Source organism: Bifidobacterium pullorum DSM 20433 (genome assembly GCF_000771405.1).
GTDB classification, from domain to species: domain Bacteria; phylum Actinomycetota; class Actinomycetes; order Actinomycetales; family Bifidobacteriaceae; genus Bifidobacterium; species Bifidobacterium pullorum.
Window position 1 is genome coordinate 24387 of record NZ_JDUI01000012.1, and the last position, 22654, is coordinate 47040.

Here is a 22654-nt window from a genome sequence, read left to right on the forward strand (position 1 = left end):
CCTCAGGACTCCGGAGAGCCCCGAGGGAACCGTATGGGTTCAGATCACTTGCCGGTCATGTAGCGACGGGCCGCGATGGCGACGGCACCGGCCAGGGCCAGCAGCGTCACGGCGGCGACGCCGATGACCGCGGCACCGGTGGCGGACAGATCGCCACCGGGCTTGGTGGTCTGATCACCGGGCTTGGTCTGGCCGCCGGTGGTCGGCGCCTTCTGCAGGCCGTTGAGGGCATCCTCGATGGCCTGGATGGCGGCATCCACCTCTTCCTGCGTCGCGTCCTTGTCGGACATGACCTGCTGCGCGTCGGAGAGCGCCTGGTCGAGCGCCTTGAGCGACTCGGCCGTGTAGGCGTTGCGGTCGACGGCCTGGCCCTTAGCGATCGTCGCAGCCAGCTTGCTCGTGTCCACTGTGTCGCCCGGCTCGTCCGGATCATCCGGATCGGTCGTTTCGGCGGGCTTCAGACCGAGCACGGCATCCTGCAGCGTCTGGGCGGCGGCGTCCACCTGCTCCTGCGTCGCATCATCGGCCATCAGCACGGCCTTCGCGTCCGCAAGAGCCTGCGAGAACACGGACCACGTCTCCGGCGTGTAGTCCGCCTCACGCAGCGCATCCGCCTTATCCACGGCCGCCTTCAGCGCGGTCTTGTCGGCCTCCACCGGCTCGACCGGCTTGGCTTCAAGCTTGCCAACCGCATCGTTCAACGCCTGGGCGGCGTCGTCCACGGCCTGCTGCGTGGCATTCTCGTCCTGCATGACCGCGTTCGCCGATTCCAGCGCGTCCGCCACGGCGGCCCAGCTTTCCTCGGTGTACGCCGACTGGTCGAGACGGTCGGCCGCGTCGATGGCGATCTGCAGCGCCGACTTGTCCGCCTTGGCGACGAGGTTCTTCTGCGCGTCCTCGAGCTTCGCGGTCGCGTCGGCGACATCGGCCTCGGTGGCCTCAGCGTTGTCGTACACGGCCTGGGCGTTCGCGAGCGCGTCAGCCAGCACCTGCCAGGAGGCCGGCGTGAAGCGGTTCTGGTCCAGGGCGCCGGCGGCGTCGATCGTGGCCTTCAGCGCGGTCTTGTCGACCGGTTCAGGCTCCGGCTCGGGCTCCGGCTCCTCGTTCTCGACGGCGTGCACGCCCCATTCGGCGACGGCGGTGCCGTAATACGGGATCGAGGCACCTTCGACGGTGGCGCGCGGGGTCAGCACCAGACGAAGACCGGTAGTTTCAACCGGCTCGAAGGTCACGGTGCTCCAGCCGCCATCCTCGGCCTCGCCGCGATGGGTCGGGTCGTTGCGGACCACGGTGTAGGCACCGTTCGCCGTCGGGGTGACGGGCTGCCAGTTGCCTTCGGCGTCCTTGTACTGGATCTGCCAGGCATCCGGGATCTCCAGACCGGGGTCGTCATCCTGAGCCTCGCTGCAGTTTGCCCAGAACTGGACGCGCGAGGAGTCGATGGTCGCGGCGGCGTCCCAGGTGTACTCGGCGTAGATGCCGTCGTCGGCCACACCCCAGGTACCCCAGACCATGGCGTTCACATCGGCTTCATCGGTGGACGGCCAAGTGTCGTCGATCACCACGCCGTCGTTGAGCTTGCCCGCGGCCGGGGACCAGCTGGCCTCGGCGCTGGCCTGCAGGCTCGCGGCCTGGCCTTCGATCCAGCCTTCGAGCGGTTCCGGTTCGGGCTCCGGGCCGGGTTCCGGCTCCTGCACGTCGTTCGGGTTCACGAGCACGTGAATCGTCAGACGTGCCTGTCCGCTGGCACCGTCGGCGGTGCCGGTCACCACGTAGTCGCCGACCGTGTTCAGATCGACGGCCGCCACGGTGGCCTCATCCCAAGTGACCGCACGGTCGTCCTGGGCGCCGTTGGGGAACTGGACCGGCACGGTGGTCGGCAGCGTGATCGACTCGGCGCCACGGTAGACGCTCTGCTCGATCGGCTGCGCGGTGCCGGAGTTCTGGTTGTCCGCGTCGGACTTGACGTTGAGGATGGCCTGCGCGCCGCTCAGCGCGCCGGTCACGGTGCCGTTGAGGGTGATCACCGCACCGTCGACGAGCTGGTCGTCGGACACGGAGGACCAGCTGACCTTCAGGTCATGACGGCTGCCGTCGGCGTAGTAGGCGCTGACGGTATCCGGCAGATCGAGTTCCTCGGCCTTGGTGCCGGCCTGCACCATGCGGTGCACATTGTCCACGCCGAGCGGGTCGGCCACGTAGGCCTCCAGCTCGCTCAGACCGACGCCGTTGCCGTCGTCGGCGCGCTTGGTCAGCACGATGCGCATCTTGCTGGTCCACACCTGTTCGAAGGAGACCTCGTTGCCCTGGGCGCGGTTGACCGTGTAGGACTGGCCCTCCTTGAGGGTCACGTCCGCCCAATCCTCGACGGCCGCATCCCAGTACTGCACCTTCCAGTCGGCCGGCAGAAGCACGCCGCCGTTGTCGGTCCAGAAGTAGGCCTGGACCTTGCTCAGCGGCACTTCGGCATCCCACTCGTAGGTGACGGTCGGGGTCTTGTCCCACTGCTGGCCCCAGTTGTTCCACGACTTCATCGTGTCAGAGCCTTCAAGGTCGACGATGCCGTCGTTGAGGATGTCCACGTCGCCGATGGCGTAGCTGTTCCGGGAGCTGGCCGTGGCGGTCGCCTGGGAGGCGATGTTCACGGTGCCGTCGGAGGGCACGCCGTGCACGGTCACGTCGACCGAGGCGGACTTCTCGCCGTCGGAGGCGGTCAGACGCAGCACGTAGTCGCCTTCGATGTTGAAGGTCACGGTCGTGCTGGCGGCCTTGTCGTCCATGAAGGAGGCGACGCCGCCCTCGGGGCCGGAGACCTGTTCCCAGGTCACGTCGAGCTCACCGCCGGGCAGACCGTCGTCCTTGACCACGCCGACGAGTTCGGCGCCGGACGAGGTGCTGCTGTCCACATAGGCGTCGATGCTCGGGGCCTGGTTGGTCGGTTCGGCGGTCGGCTCGATGCCGGTGTTGTACGCCTGGATCGACTTCAGACCGATGGCCTGGCCGGCCTGCGGCGTGAAGGTGGCGCGGATGGCGGTGGTCGTCACCGGGTCGAACTGGACGCGGTTGTAGTTCGCGCCCGCGTAGGTGGGGGTGCGCACCTGGTTCGGCAGCGTCTTCCATTCACCGGATTCGTCCAGATACTCCAGCGTGTAGACCGAAGGCTCCTTGTAGCCGGTGATCGTCTGGCTGGACGAGGTCTGGTAGAAGTACAGACGCACGTCGTCGATGGTCTGGGCGCCGTCCTTGAAGGTCACGGCGATCGTGTCCGTATCGTTCGACGAGCCCTTGGTGCCCCAGAACGACTCCATGACGTTCTTGCCGTCCACGGCGTTGGTGGCCGGATAGCCGTCGGCCTCGTAGGTGGCCTCGACGTCGGCGCCGCGAGCCACGTCGATCTGGCTGTCGGAGGCGGAGTCGATGTTCTGGCCGGAGGTGGCGAAGATCTCGGTCACGCGGTCATCGGCGTCATAGGTCACCTGGTTGGCGGCGGGCAGGTTCGCGGTGGTCGCACCGGTCACCTGGGCGCCGGAGTCGTCCATCACCTCGACCGTGCCGGTGGTCGGGTCATAGACCAGATGCGCCAGCTTGTCGGAGGTGAACACGGCCTTGCCGTCCAGATACAGGGTGTAGCCCTTCGGCGCGTTGTACGTGCCGTCGTTGTTCCACACGATGGACAGGTCCTGGCCGTGGTAGCTCAGGTTGTTCACCGTGAAGTGCTCCCAGTCCGGCAGGGCGATCGGGTTGAGCTCGATCTTGTTGTCCTCGCGCGGCACCATGCCGGCCACGTCCTCGATGATCGTCCAGTTGGTGGTGCCCAGCTGGGTGTGATGGATCCAAGAGCGGTAGGTGATCTTGCCGCCGTTCTGTGTGGAGTCCAGGTTCTTGTCGACGTTGTTGACCACGCCGTCGCCGTTCAGGTCGCCGACGTTGTCGTTATCCATGTTCCAGAACTCGTTCTGGTCGGGATAGTTGTTGTTGCCGCCCTGGTAGTGCGCGAACGCCACCCAGTACAGCAGCTTCTTGAACGTCTCGGACGTGATGTAGCCGTTGTCGTCCGCGTTGTAGTCGCGGATGCCCGCGGAGTAGATCTGCAGCAGCGGCGTGGCGTTGATGATCGAGAAGTTGTTGGAGCCCGGGAAGCCCAGTTCCTCCTTGTCCGCCTGGTTCGCGGTGAAGAACGGGAAGATCGGGAACTCGTCGGCGTCGGCGAACAGGCGCAGCGCCTCCTCGTACTCGGCCTGGTATCCTTCCTCGCCCTCGGAGGGGATCAGACCCACCGAGTACGGGTAGTAGTTGTTGTTCTCCTTGTACTTCGCGAAGGCGCCGTCGCTCAGCCACTTGTGCTGGATGAGCTTGGTCTCCGGGTTCCACAGCTCGGTCAGGACGTCGTCCTTGATGTTGTCGGCGGTCTCCTGCATCGTGTCGGCCTTCTCCTGCAACTCGGCCTTCTTGGCCTCGTCGGTCTCCGCCTCGGCGGCGGCGTAGTAGGCCTGGGCGGCGGCGTTGGCGTTCGCCCACATGTTGGCGGAGCCGTCCGCGCGGTCCATGCGCTGGCCGCTGCGTCCGGGCTCGGAGAAGGACACCGCGTCCGCGTCGTTGCCGGTCATCGACCACCAGGACCAGTCGATCAGGTAGTTCTCGTTGTCGTTCTGGTTGTCGTTGTCGTCCGGTTCGCTCTCGGAGTTCAGCAGGCCGTTGACGTCATCGGAGCCGTAATCGCCCAGCGCCTCGGCGAGGGACGACGGACCGCCGTGGACCTTATACGAATCCCAGCCGGCCTTGGTGATGTACTGCGTGTAGCTGTGGTTCCAGTTGGCGGGATCGCCCGGGTTGTCGTGGTAATAGTAGTACCCCGACTGACCCTTCTTGGCGGTCTGGCCGGCCGACACCCAGGTGCCGTAGGCCAGGTCCGGATTACGCAGCCACTTGGTGTCGTTGATGAACATGCCGGAGGTCAGCACGATCTGGTTGTTGTAGCCCAGCACACCCTCGATGGAGGTCGGGTACTGGAACGTGTTGCCGGGCATGTTCGCGTCGAGCGAGTTGAACCGGGCGAGCCACCAGCGGTAGACCACGGTCTTGTCGATGTTGTGCTCGGGGGTTTCGATGTAGGGGATGTTGTCGACCCACCACTGGTTGTAGGTGGTCACCGAATCCTTGTAGGAGGCGGCCGGATCGACCAGGTCGCCGGTGTAGCGCGCCTCGTACTCGGTGGTGGAACCGGGCAGCTCCTCGGTGATCATGCCGAGCTGGACCTTGGTGGTCTGCGGGACGTTGGCGTCCAGCGTCATCGTGGAGACGAGCGCGCCGTCCTGCACGGTGAAGCCGTTGCCCGAGAACCGCGGGTACAGCGTGGTCAGGTCGTTCTTGGCGTTGGTGCGTCCGGTCAGCTCCGTGGCGCCGTTCTCGCCGGTGTCGGCGAACGGCGACTCGGCGGTGAGGGTGACCTCGCCGCCCGTGGTGCTGGACACCTCGAGGTTGGCCACCATCACGTTGTTGTAGGTGATGTACTTGGTTTCGGTGATGGTGACGGTGCCGTCCGCGTTGCTGAACACGGTGGTGAAGTAGCTCGGGGTCTGCTTGCGCTGGGATGCATCCTCACGCATGCGCTGCTCCACGCCGTCCAGGCTCACGCCGATGGTGAAGCCGTTCTTGCCGGTGGAATCCCAGTACGCGGCGTCGCCTACGAAGCCCAGCGAGCCCGGGGTGTGCGTGTACATGTACATCGCACGGCCACGGGTGAACAGGTAGCTGTTGCCGTCGGCGCCCTCATAGTAGTACTCGCCCGCCTCGTTCTCGCCCGTGCCGTTGGGCTCGTTGCCGGTGCGGGTCAGGATCTTGTCGATGTAGAAGTCGTGATCGGTGTCGGTGCCGGCGCCGTTGGCCACGTCCTTGTCGAAGATGGTCTTGAGGTAGCTGGTCGACGGATCGTAGGTCAGCCCGTTCTCTTCAAGATAGCCAAGATACGTGGGATCGTCGGACCCGTAGAAATGGGGATATCCCATCGCCGAATTCGGGTTCTCGATCACGGCATCGTCGGCCGCGAGCGCCGTCGACGCCGGAACCAGCATCGAAGCGGCGACCAGACCGGCGATCAGCGCCGTTCCCGATCGCGTGAGCACGGTACGGAAGTATGACCTTCCTCCCGGCCTCATCTGTGAACTCATGGATTGAACTCCTCTCAGGCTTCCGCCTGCTCTGCTTCATTGCAGTGGCCACGGCGACGTCCGCGTCGCGACCACCCTGACGAAATGAGAGAAAAAACGCGAAACACCGTCTGGAGAACAGAATATTCGCATTGTTTTTACAAGAATACCCTTGCGAAAGCCTTTACGCAAGTTTCCCCATGTCGGCATTGGACGCCTGCAAACAGCCGCCCCTTCTTATGGAAGGGGCGGCTGCATCTCTCATTTCATGACCGGTCGGCCAACTCCAGACTCAGGCCGACCGACCATCCCGCCCGGCAACGCGGATATCTCCCGCGGCGTCGGGCAAGCTTGCCTTATGTCACGACCGGTTCAGCCAGACCGTCATCTGGCCGTCGGCGCGATTGGCCCAGGTGTAATAGGGCACCATCCTGAGCTCGGCCAGCTCGGAGATGCCGCGCTCCTCCGCGCTGAGATACAACGGCCCATCACACGGGTCCTCCTGGGCGCGTACGGCGGCCTTGGTCACCACGCCGACGCCACCCAGCAGGTCGGGGTCATACCGGTAGCCGGCCTCGGTCGGAGTCGCCCCGCTGATCGAATACAGCCACAGCGGCCCCTCGTTGTCGCACTCCTCGGCGCAGTACACAAGCGGGCCGCGCATGACGGCCACCTTGCCCGCATCCTCGCGCACCCGGTTGGAGGCACGCACCAGCCTGACGCCCATGTTCAGCCCCAACACCACGGCGAACCTGTCAGCACCGGCCGGCACCTCGATGTAGACGAAGCCGTCCTCCACGCCATCGGTCACCTGCTCGCCCTCCACGGTCAACGTGTATTGGCCGGCCGACCATGCCGGCACACGCACGCCGAAACGCACGGGCGTCTCGTTTGGGTTCGACACGCTCCAGGAAATCTCGCCGTCCCACGGGTAGTCGCCGGTCTGCTCGATGCGCACGCCGTTGGCGAACGTGGCCTTCGAGGCGATGAACTGGTGGGCCAGAATCGTGCCGTCGGCCATGACCGTGTAAATGTAGCGGTCGATCGACGTGATCAGACGTGCCAGATTGGACGGGCAGCAGGCGCAGGCGAACCATCCGGCGCGGTGGGTAAGCACGTGGCCCTTGTCCGGGGTACCGGCGGAGGCGGCCGGATCGGCCTCAAGCGGGTTGACGTAGTAGAAATGCGTGCCATCCAGGGACATGCCGGCCAACGCACCGTTGAACAGCTCCTTCTCCAGCACGTCGCCGTATTCGCCCTTGGCCCGCAACGCCAGCATCTGACGGGCGAAGAAGCTCATACCCACGGAGGCGCAGGTCTCGCCGTACATCGTGTCATTCGGCAGGTCATAGTCGTACGTGAACGACTCGCCCACATGGGTGGAGCCGATCTGTCCCGTGATGTACATGCGGCGGCGCACGATGCTGTTCCACAGGCGCTCGGCGGACTCGGCGAGCGAGGCGTCCCCCGTCAGTCGGGCGATGTGCGCCAGTCCCGTGCACAGGTAGGCCACACGCACCGCATGGCCCTGCGCGTCCCGCTGGTCGGCGATCGGCTCGGCCGCCTGGTAGTAGGTGCGCGGGAAGTCGCGGATCATCGAGAAGAAGTCACGGTCCCACCCGTCGGCGCGGTTCTGGTTGTCATAGAAGTCGGGGTCCTGACCACGGATGTTCAGGAACCAGCGACCCATCATCGCGTACCGCTCCTCGCCAGTGGCCTCGGCCAGGCGCGCGAGTGCCAGCTCGATCTCGGGATGGCCGTCCGCACCGTGGACCTGGGTCTCGCCGTCCCCGAAGTTCGCCTCGATGCACGCGGCCATGCGCTTGGCGATCTCCAGCGCCTTCTCGTTGCCGGTCGCCTGCCAGTAGGCCACGGCGGCCTCGATGTAATGGCCCATCGAGTACAGCTCGTGCGACTGCTGGATGCGTTTGAAGACACGGTCCTTCCACTGGATCTGGAAGAACGTGTCCAGATAGCCGTCCTCGCGCTGCGCGCGGGCGATCAGATCGACCACATCGTCGGCGAGACGGCGCAGCTGCGGATCGTCCCGATGATGCAGCGCGTACGCCACGGCCTCCAACCACTTGTAGACGTCGGAATCCTGGAACGGCATGCCGTGGAACGGCGCATCCTGTTCGCCGGCGGCCACTTTCAGGTTGCGGATGGAGTGGTTGAGCTTGTCGTAGCTGTCTACCGGATTGCCGCCCGGATCCGGCGGCAGGTCGACCTCCTGCTCGCCGTTGAGCACGGCCCACTGGTACGGCAGCACCTTGTCGATGACCAGATTGATGTAACGGGTCCAGAACGCCGAGGTGATCTCGACGTCGGGAAGCCGGGCCTCGGTGCCGGCGGCTCCCGGAAATGCTGTTGTTGCTCCCATGGATGGCTTTCTTTCGTTGGGCCTTCGCCCCCGACCTCCCGCTCCGCAGCGCTTGCGTAAGGAATGCACGTGGCCGGCCGCCCACGTCCTGACGCACGAACATGCACGGCCGGCCACGTGTTGTTGGGAGGAAAGGAGGGAAGGAAGTTTGTTCTGTCAGTTACCGATGCGGCCGGTCAGCCCTTGACCGCGCCGGCGGTGAAGCCCTTGACGTAGTACTTCTGCAGGGCCAGGAACAGGATCGCGGCCGGGATCATCAGCACGACGACGCCCGCTTCGGTGGCGCCGTAGTCGATGACGCCCATCGTCTGCTGGCGCATGTTGACCATGGCCAACGGCAGCGGGGTGTTGTCCGAGCCGGCGAGGTACAGCGGGATCATGAAGTTGTTCCAGGCCTCCAGGAAGGCCAGCAGGCCGACGGTGACCATCGAGGGCTTGACGACCGGGACCAGCACACGGATCAGCGCCTGCAGCGAGTTGCAGCCGTCCACCATGGCCGCCTCCTCGAGCTCCCTGGGGATGGCGTCGAACGCGTTGCGCATGATGAACGTGGACATCGGCAGCTGGAACAGCGTGATGACCAGGCCGATGCCAACCAGCGTGTTGTTCAGGCCGATCTGGCTGTACCACACCATCAGCGGGATCAGCAGCGAGGCGTACGGCACCATCAGGATGGACAGCGTGACCATGAATCCCAGGTCACGGCCCGGATACTCGAATCGGGAGAACGAGTAGCCGGCCATCGTGCAGATCACCACGGACAGCACGATGGTGATCAGCGAGATGACCACCGAATTGAACAGGTAGGCGGGCAGGCCGGCCTGGTAGTTAAACAGCGTGACGTAGTTGTTGACGCCCCACCCGTCGGTCTGCGCCGAACCCGGCTGCGGACTGAACGAGCTGACGATGACCCAGACCAGCGGCGCGATGAAGACGAGGGCGAGGATGGCCTGCAGGATGCGGCCGATGACGCGCTTCCACAACGGAGTAGTCATGATGGTCCCTCCTTACTTGGTGTTGTCGCGCATGCCGCGCATCTGGATGGAGTTGATGATGACCAGGGCCACCAGCACCAGCAGCGAGAGCGCCGCCGCCATGCCGAGGTCCTTCTTGGAATCGAAGGCGAAGTTGTAGATGAGCTCCACCACCGTCATCGTGGCGTTGTTCGGACCACCCTTGGTCAGGATGAAGAACTGGTCGAAAGCCAGGATCGAGCCGGTGACGCAGTAGACCAGGCACATCACGATGGTCGGCTTCATCAATGGCAGCGTGATCGAGCGGAAGATGCGCCAGGTGCTGGCGCCGTCCATGCGGGCCGCCTCATACAGTTCACCCGGAATGGACTGCAGGCCGATCATCATGAGCAGCATGTAGTAGCCGGAGAAACGCCAGACGATGACGATGATCGTGGCCCACAGCGCGGACTGGCCGGTGGCGAGCACCGAACCGCCGTCCTCCATGAGACCGAAGAAGCTCAGGATCTTGGTCACCGGCCCCACCTGCGGGGAATACAGCGCATAGAACAGCAGTGAGGCGGAGGCCAGGCCCGTCGCGCTCGGCAGCAGGAAACAGGTGCGCAGCACGTTGTTCCACTTGGAGCTCTCCTGGACGATCAAGGCCAATCCCAGACCGAGCACCAGCAGGAAAATCGTGACGATCACCGTATATTCCAAGGTGAACAGAATCGACTGCCCCAACAGCGGATGACTGAACACCTCGATGAAGTTCTCCGGGAAGTTCCACCCACGGTTGCCGCCCATCAGGCTCCAACGGGAGCAGGCCATGACGACCAGCAGCACGATCGGAACGAAGAACAGCGCGACGATCATCACCCAGTCGGGAAGCGCATACAGCAGACCGCGCCGCGTCGCGTCGGCTTTGGCCTTGGACTTGCGCATCTGCCCCGTTGAGGGTTGTTTGGAGACGCTTGTCATATTCTCTCCTCATCTAATGGTTGATTGGGATTCACCGATGAAATCCCTCATCGGCTCCGGACCATCGGCGGTCCGACGCCTATGACGCATCTCAGGGCGAAAGGGTGGGTGGCGCCCGGCGAACCGGACGCCACCCGGTACTCATCACTCAGCGGTCATGCGATGGCGCGTTCACTGGGCCAGCACATCGGTGATGGCCTGGTTGTCGGCCTCAAGGCTGTCGCCGGAGCCCCACACGTAGTTCTGGATCAGCAGCTGGTACGGCGAGCCGGCGGCGTTGAACGCCTCGTTGAACGCGGACGACTTCGGGGTCTGTCCGTTGCCGTCGATGATCGTGGAGTTGATGGTCTGGATGCGCGGATCGGCATCCTCGTACGCGGTCTTCAGCGTCTCGATGTTGGAGGCGGTGTAGCCGTTGGCGGCGAAGACCTCGGCCTGCGTGTCGGACTGCATCAGCCAGTGCAGGAAGTTCCAGGCCTGGGCCACGTTCTTGCAGTCCTTGGAGATGCCCATCGCGTCGCCACCGAGGAAGGTGGAGGTGTTGCCCGAGGTGCCGGCGATCGGGGTCACACCGACCTCGAAGCCGCCCGAAGCCTCAGCGTCGAAGATGTCGTTGAGCGAGGTGTTCGGGTAGGGCATGACACCGATGTTGCCGTTGGCGAACGGCGCGGTCCAGGTGGCGCCGGTCTCCTCCTTGGAGCCCGCACCCAGGCCGTTGTCGGTGTTGGCGAGCTCACGGTAGGAGTCCAGCACGGCCTTGAAGGAGTCGTTGGTCAGCGTGGCCTCGGTGCCATCCTCGTTCATCACGGTCTCTCCGTCGGCCCACACGGACGGGAACAGCTTGAACACCAGCGCGCCACCGGACTGTCCGGCCAGGTAGGAGCCGGCCACGCCGTCCTTATCGAGGGCGGCCACGGCCTTGGCCTGCTCGGTGAAGGACTCAATGTCGGTCGGGCCCTGCTCCGGGTCGAGACCGGCCTGCTCGTACAGGTCCTTGTTCCACACCCACACGGAGACGTCGGTGATGAACGGCAGCGTGTGCTTGGCGCCGTCCACGGTGCCGGCCTCGATGTGGCCCTGCTGGATGTCGTCCAAGTTGTCCAGGCCATCGATCTGCTCGGTGATATCGGCGAAGATGCCCTCGGATGCCCAGTACGGGATGCGCACGACATCGCCGGCCAGGATGTCCGGCAGCGAGTCGGTCTGCGAGGCGCCGCCGACGCGGCCTTCCATATCATCGTTCGGGATGATCTCCAGCTTCACCTGGTTCTCGTGGGAGGCGTTGTACGCCTCGACCACGGCCTGGGCCTGACGCTCCAGCGGGGAGCGAGTCCACAGCGTGATCTCGGTGCCGTCGTCCGTGCCCTCGGCCGGGATGTCGGCCGAGGCGGTGGAGCCACCGCCATTGCCGCCGCAGGCGGCCAGCGGAACCAGGAGCGCGGCGGCCGCGATGCCGGCAAGCGTTCTCGTTACCTTATTGAAAGACACCATATTCGCTTCTTTCTCTTGTAGTTACCGCCCAACATCAATGTGAGAGACGGCGGCGGTCTATCCGCCCCACGGCTTCCCGACATTTGCGCCGCTATGCGTTTTCCCAAGTATCGCGAAAGCCTTTTCTCATAGTACGATGTTTTTCTCAACTTTGCAAAATCGCTTTCGCAAAAAATGCAAAACGGCGTGTTGCCCCATATACCGCCAAGTCGACGCATAATGCCCCTATTGGGACAATACCCCCCGCCATTCACCACAGCATATTTTCGCGATTTTTCCTCTACTTGGCATTCACTTTTCTGTTCCCGTTTCACATTTTTACGCACCTGCCCCATCCTCTCGCCCCGATTCCACCCATCCCCTCAACGGACCCGGCGATGCGAAAACATTTTCCCAACCGGTTCGATTTGCGTTATACTGTAGAGAAAAGCTGCAAATGAGAAGGACTTCAACGATGCAGGACGAATCATCCGGGGGCGTACGCACTCATCGGAAAATCACCCTGGCCGACGTAGCGTCGGAGGCGGGCGTATCGCTCGCCACGGCATCCAAGGCGCTGAACAACCAGCCCCGCGTCAGCGAAGCCACCCGCGCTAAGGTCATCGACGTCGCCAGAAGGCTGGATTACGCGCCGAACACCTTCGCACAGTCCCTGGCCACGGGGAAAACCAACTCCATCGGCGTCATCACCTCCGACCTGGTCGGCCGCTGGAGCATCCCCGTCCTCATCGGCGCCGAGGACGAGCTGGGCAACTCGTCGAACACCGTACTGCTCAGCAACGCCCGAGGCGACACATTGCTGGAACGCAACAGCCTGGATTTCCTCATCTCACGCAACGTCGACGGCATCCTCATCGCTGGGCAGGAGACCAACCCCCGTCCTCCGCTGCGCACCACGGCGAATGTGCCGCTCGTCTACGCCTACGCCCCCAGCGAGGATCCGCAGGACTGCTCGGTCACCTGCGACAACGTGCAGGCCGGACGTCTGGCCGTCGAGCACCTGCTGTCGTGCGGCAAACGCAAGATCGCCATCATCGGCGGCAGCGACACGTTCAGCGCGGCGGTCGACCGTCTGCGTGGCGCGCTGGAGGCACTGCACCAGGCCAATCTGGAGCCGGCCGGCCCGGTGCGGTTCAACGAATGGTCGGAATCCTGGGGACGCGCGGCCACACGGCTGCTGCTCGACCAGCACGTGGACTTCGACGGGGTAATCTGTCAGAACGATCAAATCGCCCGCGGATGCCTGACCGTCCTGCGCGAGGAAGGACTTTCCATCCCCCACGACGTGGCCGTCATCGGTCACGACGACTGGCAGGTCCTTACTTTGGACTCCGTACCCCCGCTGACCAGTATCGCCAACCAGATCGAAGAAGTCGGACATATCGCGGCGCGAAATCTGCTCGACGCCATCCAGGGACATCCCCATCACGGCATCGAATACGTGCCCTGCCGCGTGGTCCAGCGCGCCTCCACGCTCCCCTTGCGCTGACGGGGGATACCGGTCACCGCCCCCATGGACCGGATCCCCACCATGCACTCGCAACACGCCCGGCTTGTGCGGACTCTGACACATCGTGACTGTGACACATTCCAGGAAACGGCGAAATAACGCCAATCTCTGAAAGTGTCAGAGTCACAAAAGTGTCAGAGTCCGCACAGGCCGGGCGTGTCTCAGCGCTCGTCGGGAATGAACGACTCGAAGACGTGGTGGTCGAACCACTCGCCGCATTCGGCCACCTCATCGCGATTGCGCACGGTCCACGACACCGGGACGGCACCCATCGCACGCGCCAGGCGCACCTGCGGGGAGCCGCCGCTGCGCCAATCGCACGCCACGAAATCCGGGCGGGACAGCCAGTTGAACAGCAGACGCCCCGCCGCCCAATACGTCATGTCGGTCTGTCCGAACGGCAGCGGTTCGATCAGTTGGCCGCGGCACGTCTCCGGACGGTGTTCCTTGTACCACCGCATCGCCATCGGATGGAACGATTCGACCACATACGGTCCCGCATAGGCCTGCAGCAGCGCGTCGCCCTTCTCCATCAGCTCCTCGCAGCGCGGCGTCCAGTCATTGCCGTCGAACTTGTACTCCACAATCAGCGGCACACGCCCGCCGACCAACTTGAGCACGTCGGAGAACAACGGCACATGCTGGTAATACCCCACCGGCGGCTTGGCCGGAGTCACCACCAGCGCCGGGGCGTCGACCGCGTTCGGCACCGGCTCGGCGATGGCGCAGCCGGGGCGCGACGGGGCCGGGTACAACGGGATACGGCACAGCTCGTCATAGGTCAGATCCGCCACGCGACGGGGGTCGCCGGCCACACGCATCAAGTCGGCGTCATGCAGCACCACCACCTGGCCGTCCATGGTCAGTTGGATGTCGAGTTCGATGCCGAAACCGGCCTCGCAGGCGGCGGCGAACGCGGCCAGAGAGTTCTCGGGGGCGATCGGGCCGACACAATCGGGCGTGCCGTAGCCGGCCTTCATCGCCATGCGACGGGCTAGGGCCACATACTCGCCGCTTTCGGCCGCATACTGTGCGGTCAGGCCGGAACCGGCGTCGTGCAAGCCGCGATGAGCGTACCACGCATCCGGAATCGAGGGGACGAAGTTGTCGCGCTTGTCGGAGAAACTGCGCGGGGCGATCGCCCACGCCGCAGCGCCCGCCGCGGCCGCGCCAGCCAGCAGCACCTTACCGAACATCCCACGTTTCGCCATGATGATCCTCCCTCGGGTCGGATGGTCCACTGCTACCGAGACTAGCCGCACGCCCCGTCTTTGCCATCAAACCGGACGGCTTCCACTTTCGGTCAGCGTGGGCGCGTGGGTGCCGGCGAGCGCCTTCTCCCCCGGCCGTCCCAGCGGACCGACCAGTTCATGCGCAGTGTATGGTTCCTCCAGATAGGCGATGTCCTCGTCTGTCAGACGCACGTCCAACGCCGCCACCGCATCGTCCACACGCTCAGGCCTCGAGCAGCCGACAAGCGGCGCGGTCACGCCCTTGGCCCAATGCCAGGCGAGCGCCACGCGGGCCATCGGCACGCCAAGCCGCTCCGCAACCTCGGCCACGCGACGGATGATCGGCATATCCTGCTCGCGGGCGCGGTCGTACTTGTCACGCATCGTGCCGTCTGTGGCGCCGCGAGTGGATGAGGATTCCCACACCGGACGCGCCAGATGGCCGGACGCCATCGGGGAATACGGTGTCAGCGCCACGTCGTACTGGCGGCAGACGGGGATCATCTCGCGTTCGTCCTCGCGGTAAAGCAGGTTGTAATGGCATTGCATGCTGGTGAACTTGGTCCAGCCGTTCGCCTCGGCCGCGGCCTGCATGTTGTGGAACTGGTAGGCGTACATGGCGCTGGCGCCGAGGGCACGCACCTTACCGGCCTTGACCAGTGCGTCGAGGGCCTGCATGGTCTCCTCGATCGGGGTGGCGTAGTCGAAGCGGTGGATGATGTACAGGTCCAGATAATCCGTGCCGAGACGGCGCAGCGTGCCGTCGATCTCTCGCGCGATGGCCTCGGCGGAGAGGTTGCCCTCGTTGAAATACACCTTGCTGGCCAGCACCACCTGGTCGCGAGGAATGCCGAGGTTACGGATCGCGCGGCCGATGTATTCCTCGCTGGTACCGAACGCGTAGCAGTTCGCAGTGTCGATGAAGTTCACGCCGAGTTCCCAGGCGCGGGCGATCACCGCCTGCGTGGCGTCCGCATCGATCGTCCACTGGTGGAACTCCGGCGAGGCCTTGCCGGAGCTCATGCCTCCCAGGCAGACCTTCGAAACCTGAATGTTGGACCAGCCCAACGGGGCATACTGCATATCGGTCATGATCGTTCCTTTCCTGGGTATCCGCGCAGACACGATGTTCCGTTGCTGTCAGCATATGAACCACGGCGCGCCACCGCCAATACCCGGACGGCTGTTTCCTCCATACGGCATCCGCATGGCCGTATGCGATTCGGCAGACGAGCTGGAACGTAGCGTCCTTACCGCCTCTTGGGTTTCCGACCCTTGAAGTTGATGTCGAAGACGATCCACACGGACAGGATGAACGCCACCAAATATCCCATGAACCCAACCACGGGGATGCCGAACACGATCGGCGGCACACCCGCGAAGTAGACAATCGACGAGCCGACGTACAGGCCGACGACGATCAGCGCCATCGTCAGGCGGTTGACCATGTCGGACAGTTTACGCATCGGCTCCTCGGCGCCGGCCAACTCCAGGTTCACGCGCAGCTGGCCGCGCGTGAGCATGCGTGCGGCCACCTTGGTTTCCGACATTGCGCCCAGCAGGCCGTGCAGGGCCTCATGCGCCTCGATGGTCAGCGACTTGGCCTCGTCCGCTGCCGCCCGGTCGAGGGATTTCGACGTGGCGATGTGCTCCGAGATGATCTCGATCATGTTCACGTCGGGGATGAACTCGTCGAGCAGCCCCTCGAGCGTGACCAGGGCGCGGGCCACCGTGGTGACGGTGCTCGGCACCTCGATGCCGTGGCGCTGCGCCAGCTGGGTCAGCGCAGTCACGAAGGCCGCCAGATCGAGTTCCTTGAGCTCGACGGTGCCGTATTCGGCGACGATGGTGTCCAGGTCGGCCAGCAGCGCCGGATAGTCGGCGGCGTCGGCCTCCGTGCCGGCGAAGCGGAGCAGCCCGTCGGCGAGCGCCGGGGAGTCCTGCTTGGCGACGGCGAAGATCATCTGTTTGAGCACCGACCGCGTCTTGGCGTTGAGCCGTCCGGTCATGCCCAGGTCGATCAAGACGATCTGCCCGCCGTCGATGATGATGTTGCCCGGATGCGGGTCGGCATGGAAGAAACCGTCGTCGAGCACCTGGGTGGCGTAGTTGTCGACGAGCTTGGTGCCGATCTCCTTCAGGTCGTAGCCGGCGGCGATCAGCTGTTCGGGGTGGGAGACCGAGATGCCGTCGACGTAGTCCATGACGACCACGTGCTCGGTGCACAGGTCCATGTAGGGCTGCGGACAGTCCATGTAGGCGTAGGGCTGGCAGAACCGCTTGAATTCAGCGAGGTTGCGGGCCTCGACCAGGAAGTCCGTTTCGGATTCGAACGTGTCCCAGAGCTCCTCGACCACGCCGCCGAGGTCCACCACCTGGGCGTTGGGCATGACGCGGGTGGCGAGCCGCGCGATCGAACGCATGATGGACACGTCCTGCGCCATGGTTTCGCGCACGCCCGGACGCTGCACCTTGATGGCCACGTCCTCTCCGGTGACGAGAGTGGCGCGGTGCACTTGGGCGAGCGATGCGGAGCCCAGCGGCGTGGGGTCGATGCTGGCGAAGACCTCGCCGATCGGGCGCCCGTATTCCCTGGACAGCGTTTCGACCACCGTCTGGTAGGGCATGGGGTCCGCGTCGGCACGCAGTTTGGCCAGTTCGTCGCAGAACGCCTGCGGCAGCATCTCGGAGCGCATCGACAGGATCTGCCCGACCTTGACGAAGGTGGGGCCGAGCGCCTCGAGCATGAGACGCATCTTGACCGGGGTCAGGCCGTGGACGACGTCGAACTGGTTGGCGATGCGCGCGATCTGCCACAGACGTTTGATCTTGTTGCGACGGGTCAGATGGTACCGTTCGGCGAACGCGTTGTTGCGGCGGGATCCGAACAGGCCGATGAGTTCGGCCACTTCCGCGTCGGCGCTGCCGGGCGCGTATCGGTTGCCGTACGACGAGTATGCGGAAGCCGCGGCGGACGCGTCCGTTGCGTCCGTCGTTCGCTGGCTCGGCTGGGATGCCGCCGGCTGCCGGGATTCGTCATGCATGATGATATTGACAAGCGTCCGGTACGCCTACACGGTACCGGACGCTTGGATTGCGGTCGAGTGTGGTCACTCGGCCTTGGCTTCGTGCTCTTCCTTGACTTCCTCGGCCTTGCGCTTGAGCTCGGTGTTCAGGGCCTTGCCCTGCTCGACCGTCAGCTCGCCCTTCTTGACCAGATCGTCGACGATCTCCTGGCCCTTCTCCACCGTGGTGGCCAGGGCGCCGACGCCCGCCAGGAACACCTTGCGCAGGCCTTCGCCGAAATCGAAATCAGCCATCTTGTCCTCCTTAGAACGGATGTGGTTCCACTCTACCGCATATCGCGGCTCACACTGCTGAGGATTCCGCAATCGCACCGGCCGTACCCGTCTCATATCATGTACCGCAATCCGAACGATACGGATTCCGCGCATAACGATGTGCCCGTCAGGGGCATGCCCGCCGAAGGCCGTACCACGAAAAAAGCATGGAATGCCTCTCTCTCCGGCATCATGCCCCCGCCGATGCCGTAGGCTGACTGAGGTTCTGCGCCCCCATCGGCGCAGGTTCATCGACAAGAGAGATAGCACTATGAATATTCGCAAGTACATCGCCGAGTTCATCGGCACCATCATGCTCGTGACCATCGGCTGCGGCACCGGCGCGGACATCGCGTTCCTCATCGAGGTCGTGCTCACGTTCTTCTTCGTGCTGCTGATTCTCGGCGTGACCTCCAAGCCGGAGTTCGCGAACATCGCCGGCATCGTCATCGGCCTGGCCCTGGCCGCCATCGTGATCCTCGGCCTGCCGTTCACCGGCACCTCGGTCAACCCGGCCCGTTCCTTCGGCCCGGCCCTGCTGGCCGGCGGCGAGGCTCTGGCCCAGGTGTGGGTCTTCATCCTGGCCCCGCTGGTCGGCGGCGCCCTGGCCGCCCTCGTGCACCGCTTCGTGCTGACCGCCTCCGAGCAGTGACATCACCCGCTTCCGCATAAACGGAAGCGCCATGGGTACAGCAACGGTCGTTCCGCCTTGCCGTGGAACGACCGTTATTGTATTTGGAAGGCGCCCACTAGGCCGTCAGCGCGGCCTGTTGGCGGCCACGGCCCGGGCCTTGGCTGCGATGGCGTCGATGCGTTTGAGTTCGGCGGCCCATTCCTTGGTCTGCCGCGGTTCGAATGAGCCGTAGCGGCGTTCAGTGGCCGAACGGATGAGGAAGTCCGAGATAGCCGGGTTCTTCGGCAGCAGCGAACCGTGCATGTAGGTGCCGATCACATTGTTGACCCGAGCGCCTTCGGTGTGGTCCTCGCCGTTGTTGCCGGTGCCCTCGTGGTCGACGCGGCCCAGCGGCTCCACGCCAGGATCGAGGAAGGTCTGCCCGGAGTGGTTCTCGTAGCCGATGATGTCGCCGAACCGTGCGGAGTGTTCGACGAGGTTGCCGATCATGCGCACGTCACGGCCGACGGTGTGGGCGCGGATGATGCCGATGCCGTCCAGGCGCGTGCCGTCGATGGTCTCGAAGTAGTGGCCGAACAGCTGGTACAGTCCGCAGATCATCAGCATCGGCACACCGTCCGCGGCGAATGCGCGCAGGTCGTCGGCGCGGGCGAACAGGTCGTCGATGATCTTCTTCTGTCCGGTATCCTGGCCGCCGCCGCCGAGGATCATGTCGACGTGTGCCGGCCACGGATCGCCCTGGTTGATCTCGTGGATGCACGGCGCGTAGCCGTACAGCGCGAGCCGGCGGGCGATGGTGAGCACGTTGCCGGAATCGCCGTAGATGTTCATGTCCTTGGGGTACAGGGAGACGACGTCGATGATGCCGGCAGTCCCGTTGGTCTCGTTGGTTTCGCTCATCGTCACTCCTTAACGTCCCACGCCGGCATCGGCGACCTCGGTCATGTGGCCGAGCCGCGCACGCACGGCGAGCATGGCGGTGTATGTGCAGTAGATGTGCTTCGGCACGCCTGGATTGGCGGTCACGAACCGTTCGACGGCCTTGTCGAGCTCGGTGTCGGTCTCGGCGACCGGTACCTGGTCGTATTCGAGGCGCAACGCCATGTCCCAGGCGCGCACGCCGGAGACCATCGCCACGCCGGTGCCGCGCAGGCTGGTGAAGTCCACGTCCCACAGCCAGCTCATGTCGCGGCCGTCGGCATATTCGTCGTTGATGCAGATCATCGTGTCATGGCCCTCGGGCGGGAACGACGCGAGCGACAGTCGGAAGCCCATCGGGTTCTTGACCAGCAGCAGTTCGACCTTGGACCCGTTCACGTCGATCGACTCGCCGCGGCCGAAGGCCGGCGTGACCGTGGACAGCGCCTCCAGCAGCGCATCGGTATCGGACTGTGACACGTCCGTCACCCGTGCAGCGGATGCATCAGGGCCCGTCGGTGCGGCGGCACCGCGTGTTCCACTCATGTCAGCCACATCGCGGCGGATGTCCGCCAGCACGGCGCGGACCACGGCGAGCGCGGCCGCCGCGTTGTACAGGTTGTAGACGCCTTCGAGCCGGACCGGCGTGGTCAGGTCGGCGCCATCGATGCGGAACGTAGCCTGGTGGTCGCCGACCGCCATCAGTGTGACGTCGGCGGGCAATTCGCCGGAAACGGCGGACTCCAGCCCGGAGTCGGCGCCACCGGACGGCGAGTGTACAGCTTCAGCGGCGAGCGCGGCGTCGACGGGAGACGCGGCGTTCGCGGCGGATTCGGCATCCGACGCCTTGCTGGAGGCGACCCCTTGCGCGACGCCCGGCAGGCTCACCGTGGTGGCCATGTCGTCATCGGACGGGAAGAACGAACGCAGCGAGGCATCCAGACCGAAGTAGCGGACGGATTGCGCGGCCGCCGCCACGTCGGTGAGCGCGGCGATGCGCGGATCCTCCCGGTTGAGCACCACGGTGCCCGTGGTGGCCTCGGCCACGTTGCTCAGCAGCCGGGCGGTATTGTCGATCTCGCCGAACCGGTCGAGCTGGTCGCGCATGACGTTGAGCAGCAGACAGTACCGTGGTTTGACCTGACGCACGAAATGTACGGCGTAGGCCTCGTCAAGCTCGAGTACGGCGATGTCGGCGTCGAGCCGACCGCCGAGCGTGACCTGGTCAAGCAATGCGGAGACCACGCCACGGGTGAAGTTCGAGCCGGTGGGGTTGGTGAACACCTTCAGCCCCAGGTTCTCCAGCACGGAGGCCACCATACGCGTGGTGGTGGTTTTGCCGTTGGTGCCGGAGACGAGCACCACGCCGAGCGGCAGCTGGCCCAACGTGCGCGCCAGGAACCCCGGATCGATGCTTTCGGCGATCTTGCCGGGGAAGGCGCTGCCGCCGAAATGAGCGAGCCGTGCGGCTTTACGTACGGCCTTGCCGATCAACGGGGTGGCGAAGGACCACGGGCGCCGTGACGCCGCCTGCCCGGACGGAGTCCGTACGGCGGTCGAGGTCTGCGAGGTTGCGTTATGTGCGGTCATCATCACACCCCCTGATTGTTGTAGTCCTGCTGCGGCATGTCCTTGAACTTCGACGTCGCGCCCAGGAACGCCAGATTGAAGGTATCGGTGGGGCCGTTGCGGTGTTTGGCCATGATGATATCGGCCTCGCCCGGACGGTCCTCCTTGTCGTAGAAGTCGGGACGGTGTACCAGGAACACCACGTCGGCGTCCTGCTCGATCGAGCCGGATTCACGCAGATCCGACAGCTGCGGCTTCTTGTCGTTGCGCATCTCGGGACCACGGTTGAGCTGCGAGAGCGCCACGACCGGCACCTCGAGCTCCTTGGCCAGCAGCTTCAGCGCACGGGAGAACTCGGAAACCTCCTGCTGACGGCTTTCCACGCGTTTGCCCGAGGTCATCAGCTGCAGGTAGTCGATGACCACAAGTTTCAGGTCGTTGGTCTGCTTGAGACGCCGGCATTTGGCCCGGATCTCCATCAGGCTCATGTTCGGGCTGTCGTCGATGAACAACGGGGCGTTCTGCATGCGGTTCCAGAACTTGTTCAGCGTGTTCCACCGTTCCGGGGTGATGTCGTCGGCGCGGCGCAACGCCACCAGCGGGATGTCCGTTTCGGCGGAGATGATGCGCTGGGCCAGTTCCGTCTTGCTCATCTCGAGGCTGAACACGATGGAGGTCAGGCCGTGGTGCAGAGAGGCGGCGCGGGCGAAGTCGATGCCGAGCGTGGACTTGCCCATGGCCGGACGGCCGGCCACCACGATCATCTGGCCGGGCTGCAGGCCCTGCGTCACGTCATCGATGTCGCGGAAGCCGGTGGGCACACCGCGCTCGACGTTACCCTGCTGGAGGTTGTCCAGCATCTCCAACGTGTCCTTGACGGCGTCTCCGAGCGGCGCGTAATCCTGCCGCACGCGGCCCACGCTCATCTCGTAGACCTCGGATTGGGCCAGGTTCACCACGTCCTCGGCCTGGGAGCCCTCCGCCGAATACCCGAGCTGGGCGATCTTGGTGCCGGTGGCGATGACATTGCGCAGGATGGCGCGCTGATGCACGATTTCGGCGTAGAACGTGGCGTTCGCGGCGGTCGGCACCGAGGCCACCAGACTGTGCAGATAATCGGCGCCGCCGACCTTCTCCAGGTCGCCGGATTTCAGCAGCTCGTTGGCCACCAGCACCACGTCCACCGGCTGGGACCCGGAGAACAGCGTGATGATGGCCTCATAGATGGTCTGGTGCTTGGGCTGGTAGAAATCGGAAACGTCGATCATCTGCGAGACCTCGCCGATGGCGTCCTTGCTCATCAGCATGCCGCCGAGCACGGCCATCTCGGCGTCATCATCGTGCGGGGGCACGCGGTCGAAGATCACGTCACGCGACGACGTGCCGGAGGCGCCGGACGTATACGACGCGTCACCGGCGTAACCGTCCGCGCCGCGCGAACCGCGGCCGTTTCCGCCCGGACGGGACTCGTCCCAACTGTTTCCATCAACCATACGTTC

At 64.7% G+C, this 22654-nt stretch carries 13 protein-coding genes and 1 pseudogene; 2 read left to right on the forward strand and 12 right to left on the reverse strand.

Annotated elements, in window-relative coordinates:
- Positions 1-44: 44 nt before the first annotated feature.
- The 5 genes from OU11_RS07030 to OU11_RS07050 form a co-directional block, all read right to left on the reverse strand.
- On the reverse strand, positions 45-6071 hold the full coding sequence (locus OU11_RS07030; protein ID WP_223224120.1) for an Ig-like domain-containing protein: 6027 nt from the start codon (positions 6069-6071) through the stop codon (positions 45-47).
- A 436-nt stretch (positions 6072-6507) separates the two neighbouring features.
- Positions 6508-8526 carry a glycoside hydrolase family 127 protein gene (locus OU11_RS07035; RefSeq protein ID WP_052122768.1) on the reverse strand — a complete coding sequence of 673 codons (2019 nt, stop codon included), beginning with the start codon at positions 8524-8526 and terminating at the stop codon, positions 6508-6510.
- Positions 8527-8702: 176 nt separating this feature from the next.
- The gene (locus tag OU11_RS07040) at positions 8703-9521 is read right to left on the reverse strand and encodes a carbohydrate ABC transporter permease (RefSeq protein WP_033515619.1); all 819 of its coding nucleotides are present in this window, start codon (positions 9519-9521) and stop codon (positions 8703-8705) included.
- 12 nt (positions 9522-9533) lie between these two features.
- The gene (locus OU11_RS07045) at positions 9534-10460 is read right to left on the reverse strand and encodes a carbohydrate ABC transporter permease (RefSeq protein WP_033515620.1); all 927 of its coding nucleotides are present in this window, start codon (positions 10458-10460) and stop codon (positions 9534-9536) included.
- A 171-nt stretch (positions 10461-10631) separates the two neighbouring features.
- Positions 10632-11951 carry an ABC transporter substrate-binding protein gene (locus OU11_RS07050; protein ID WP_033515621.1) on the reverse strand — a complete coding sequence of 440 codons (1320 nt, stop codon included), beginning with the start codon at positions 11949-11951 and terminating at the stop codon, positions 10632-10634.
- A 454-nt stretch (positions 11952-12405) separates the two neighbouring features.
- Between OU11_RS07050 and OU11_RS07055 the strand changes: the two genes are divergently transcribed.
- Positions 12406-13440, forward strand: coding sequence for a LacI family DNA-binding transcriptional regulator (locus OU11_RS07055; RefSeq protein WP_033515623.1), 1035 nt, complete (start codon positions 12406-12408; stop codon positions 13438-13440).
- Between the two features lie 182 nt (positions 13441-13622).
- On the opposite strand, the gene OU11_RS07060 is transcribed toward OU11_RS07055, so the two are convergent.
- From OU11_RS07060 to OU11_RS07075, 4 genes and pseudogenes are all read right to left on the reverse strand, one after another.
- Positions 13623-14672 (reverse strand): glycerophosphodiester phosphodiesterase family protein, encoded by a 1050-nt coding sequence (locus OU11_RS07060; RefSeq protein WP_033515625.1) that lies wholly within the window; start codon positions 14670-14672, stop codon positions 13623-13625.
- Between the two features lie 66 nt (positions 14673-14738).
- Positions 14739-15785 carry an aldo/keto reductase gene (locus OU11_RS07065; protein WP_033515628.1) on the reverse strand — a complete coding sequence of 349 codons (1047 nt, stop codon included), beginning with the start codon at positions 15783-15785 and terminating at the stop codon, positions 14739-14741.
- A 158-nt stretch (positions 15786-15943) separates the two neighbouring features.
- Positions 15944-17737, reverse strand: coding sequence for an ABC1 kinase family protein (locus OU11_RS07070; RefSeq protein ID WP_081963517.1), 1794 nt, complete (start codon positions 17735-17737; stop codon positions 15944-15946).
- 69 nt (positions 17738-17806) lie between these two features.
- A pseudogene (locus tag OU11_RS07075) lies at positions 17807-18013 on the reverse strand (phasin family protein); the annotation flags it as partial.
- A 292-nt stretch (positions 18014-18305) separates the two neighbouring features.
- On the opposite strand from OU11_RS07075, the gene OU11_RS09035 reads away from it, so the two are divergent.
- The gene (locus OU11_RS09035) at positions 18306-18686 is read left to right on the forward strand and encodes an aquaporin (RefSeq protein WP_206538228.1); all 381 of its coding nucleotides are present in this window, start codon (positions 18306-18308) and stop codon (positions 18684-18686) included.
- Between the two features lie 105 nt (positions 18687-18791).
- Here the strand turns inward: OU11_RS09035 and OU11_RS09255 are convergent, their stop codons facing one another.
- The 3 genes from OU11_RS09255 to dnaB are packed head-to-tail and all read right to left on the reverse strand — an operon-like array spanning position 18792 to position 22648.
- Complete coding sequence (locus OU11_RS09255) at positions 18792-19568, reverse strand: type 1 glutamine amidotransferase (RefSeq protein WP_052122769.1); 777 nt, start codon at positions 19566-19568, stop codon at positions 18792-18794.
- Positions 19569-19577: 9 nt separating this feature from the next.
- A complete protein-coding gene (locus OU11_RS09040) occupies positions 19578-21176 on the reverse strand; it encodes a Mur ligase family protein (protein ID WP_152597115.1) in 1599 nt (532 codons plus the stop codon).
- Between the two features lie 2 nt (positions 21177-21178).
- Positions 21179-22648 (reverse strand): replicative DNA helicase, encoded by a 1470-nt coding sequence (gene dnaB / locus OU11_RS07095; RefSeq protein ID WP_033515632.1) that lies wholly within the window; start codon positions 22646-22648, stop codon positions 21179-21181.
- Positions 22649-22654: the final 6 nt, after the last annotated feature.

Excerpts from the sequence above, each read along its gene's own strand:
- OU11_RS07030 (WP_223224120.1), bottom strand. The coding sequence starts at position 6,071 with ATGCTGGTTCCGGCGTCGACGGCGCTCGCGGCCGACGATGCCGTGATC.
- OU11_RS07040 (WP_033515619.1), bottom strand. The coding sequence starts at position 9,521 with ATGACTACTCCGTTGTGGAAGCGCGTCATCGGCCGCATCCTGCAGGCC.
- OU11_RS07055 (WP_033515623.1), top strand. The coding sequence starts at position 12,406 with ATGCAGGACGAATCATCCGGGGGCGTACGCACTCATCGGAAAATCACC.
- OU11_RS09035 (WP_206538228.1), top strand. The coding sequence starts at position 18,306 with ATGAATATTCGCAAGTACATCGCCGAGTTCATCGGCACCATCATGCTC.
- OU11_RS07050 (WP_033515621.1), bottom strand. The coding sequence starts at position 11,951 with ATGGTGTCTTTCAATAAGGTAACGAGAACGCTTGCCGGCATCGCGGCC.
- dnaB (WP_033515632.1), bottom strand. The coding sequence starts at position 22,648 with ATGGTTGATGGAAACAGTTGGGACGAGTCCCGTCCGGGCGGAAACGGC.
- OU11_RS07045 (WP_033515620.1), bottom strand. The coding sequence starts at position 10,460 with ATGACAAGCGTCTCCAAACAACCCTCAACGGGGCAGATGCGCAAGTCC.
- OU11_RS07065 (WP_033515628.1), bottom strand. The coding sequence starts at position 15,785 with ATGACCGATATGCAGTATGCCCCGTTGGGCTGGTCCAACATTCAGGTT.
- OU11_RS09040 (WP_152597115.1), bottom strand. The coding sequence starts at position 21,176 with ATGACCGCACATAACGCAACCTCGCAGACCTCGACCGCCGTACGGACT.
- OU11_RS07035 (WP_052122768.1), bottom strand. The coding sequence starts at position 8,526 with ATGGGAGCAACAACAGCATTTCCGGGAGCCGCCGGCACCGAGGCCCGG.
- OU11_RS09255 (WP_052122769.1), bottom strand. The coding sequence starts at position 19,568 with ATGAGCGAAACCAACGAGACCAACGGGACTGCCGGCATCATCGACGTC.
- OU11_RS07070 (WP_081963517.1), bottom strand. The coding sequence starts at position 17,737 with ATGCATGACGAATCCCGGCAGCCGGCGGCATCCCAGCCGAGCCAGCGA.
- OU11_RS07060 (WP_033515625.1), bottom strand. The coding sequence starts at position 14,672 with ATGGCGAAACGTGGGATGTTCGGTAAGGTGCTGCTGGCTGGCGCGGCC.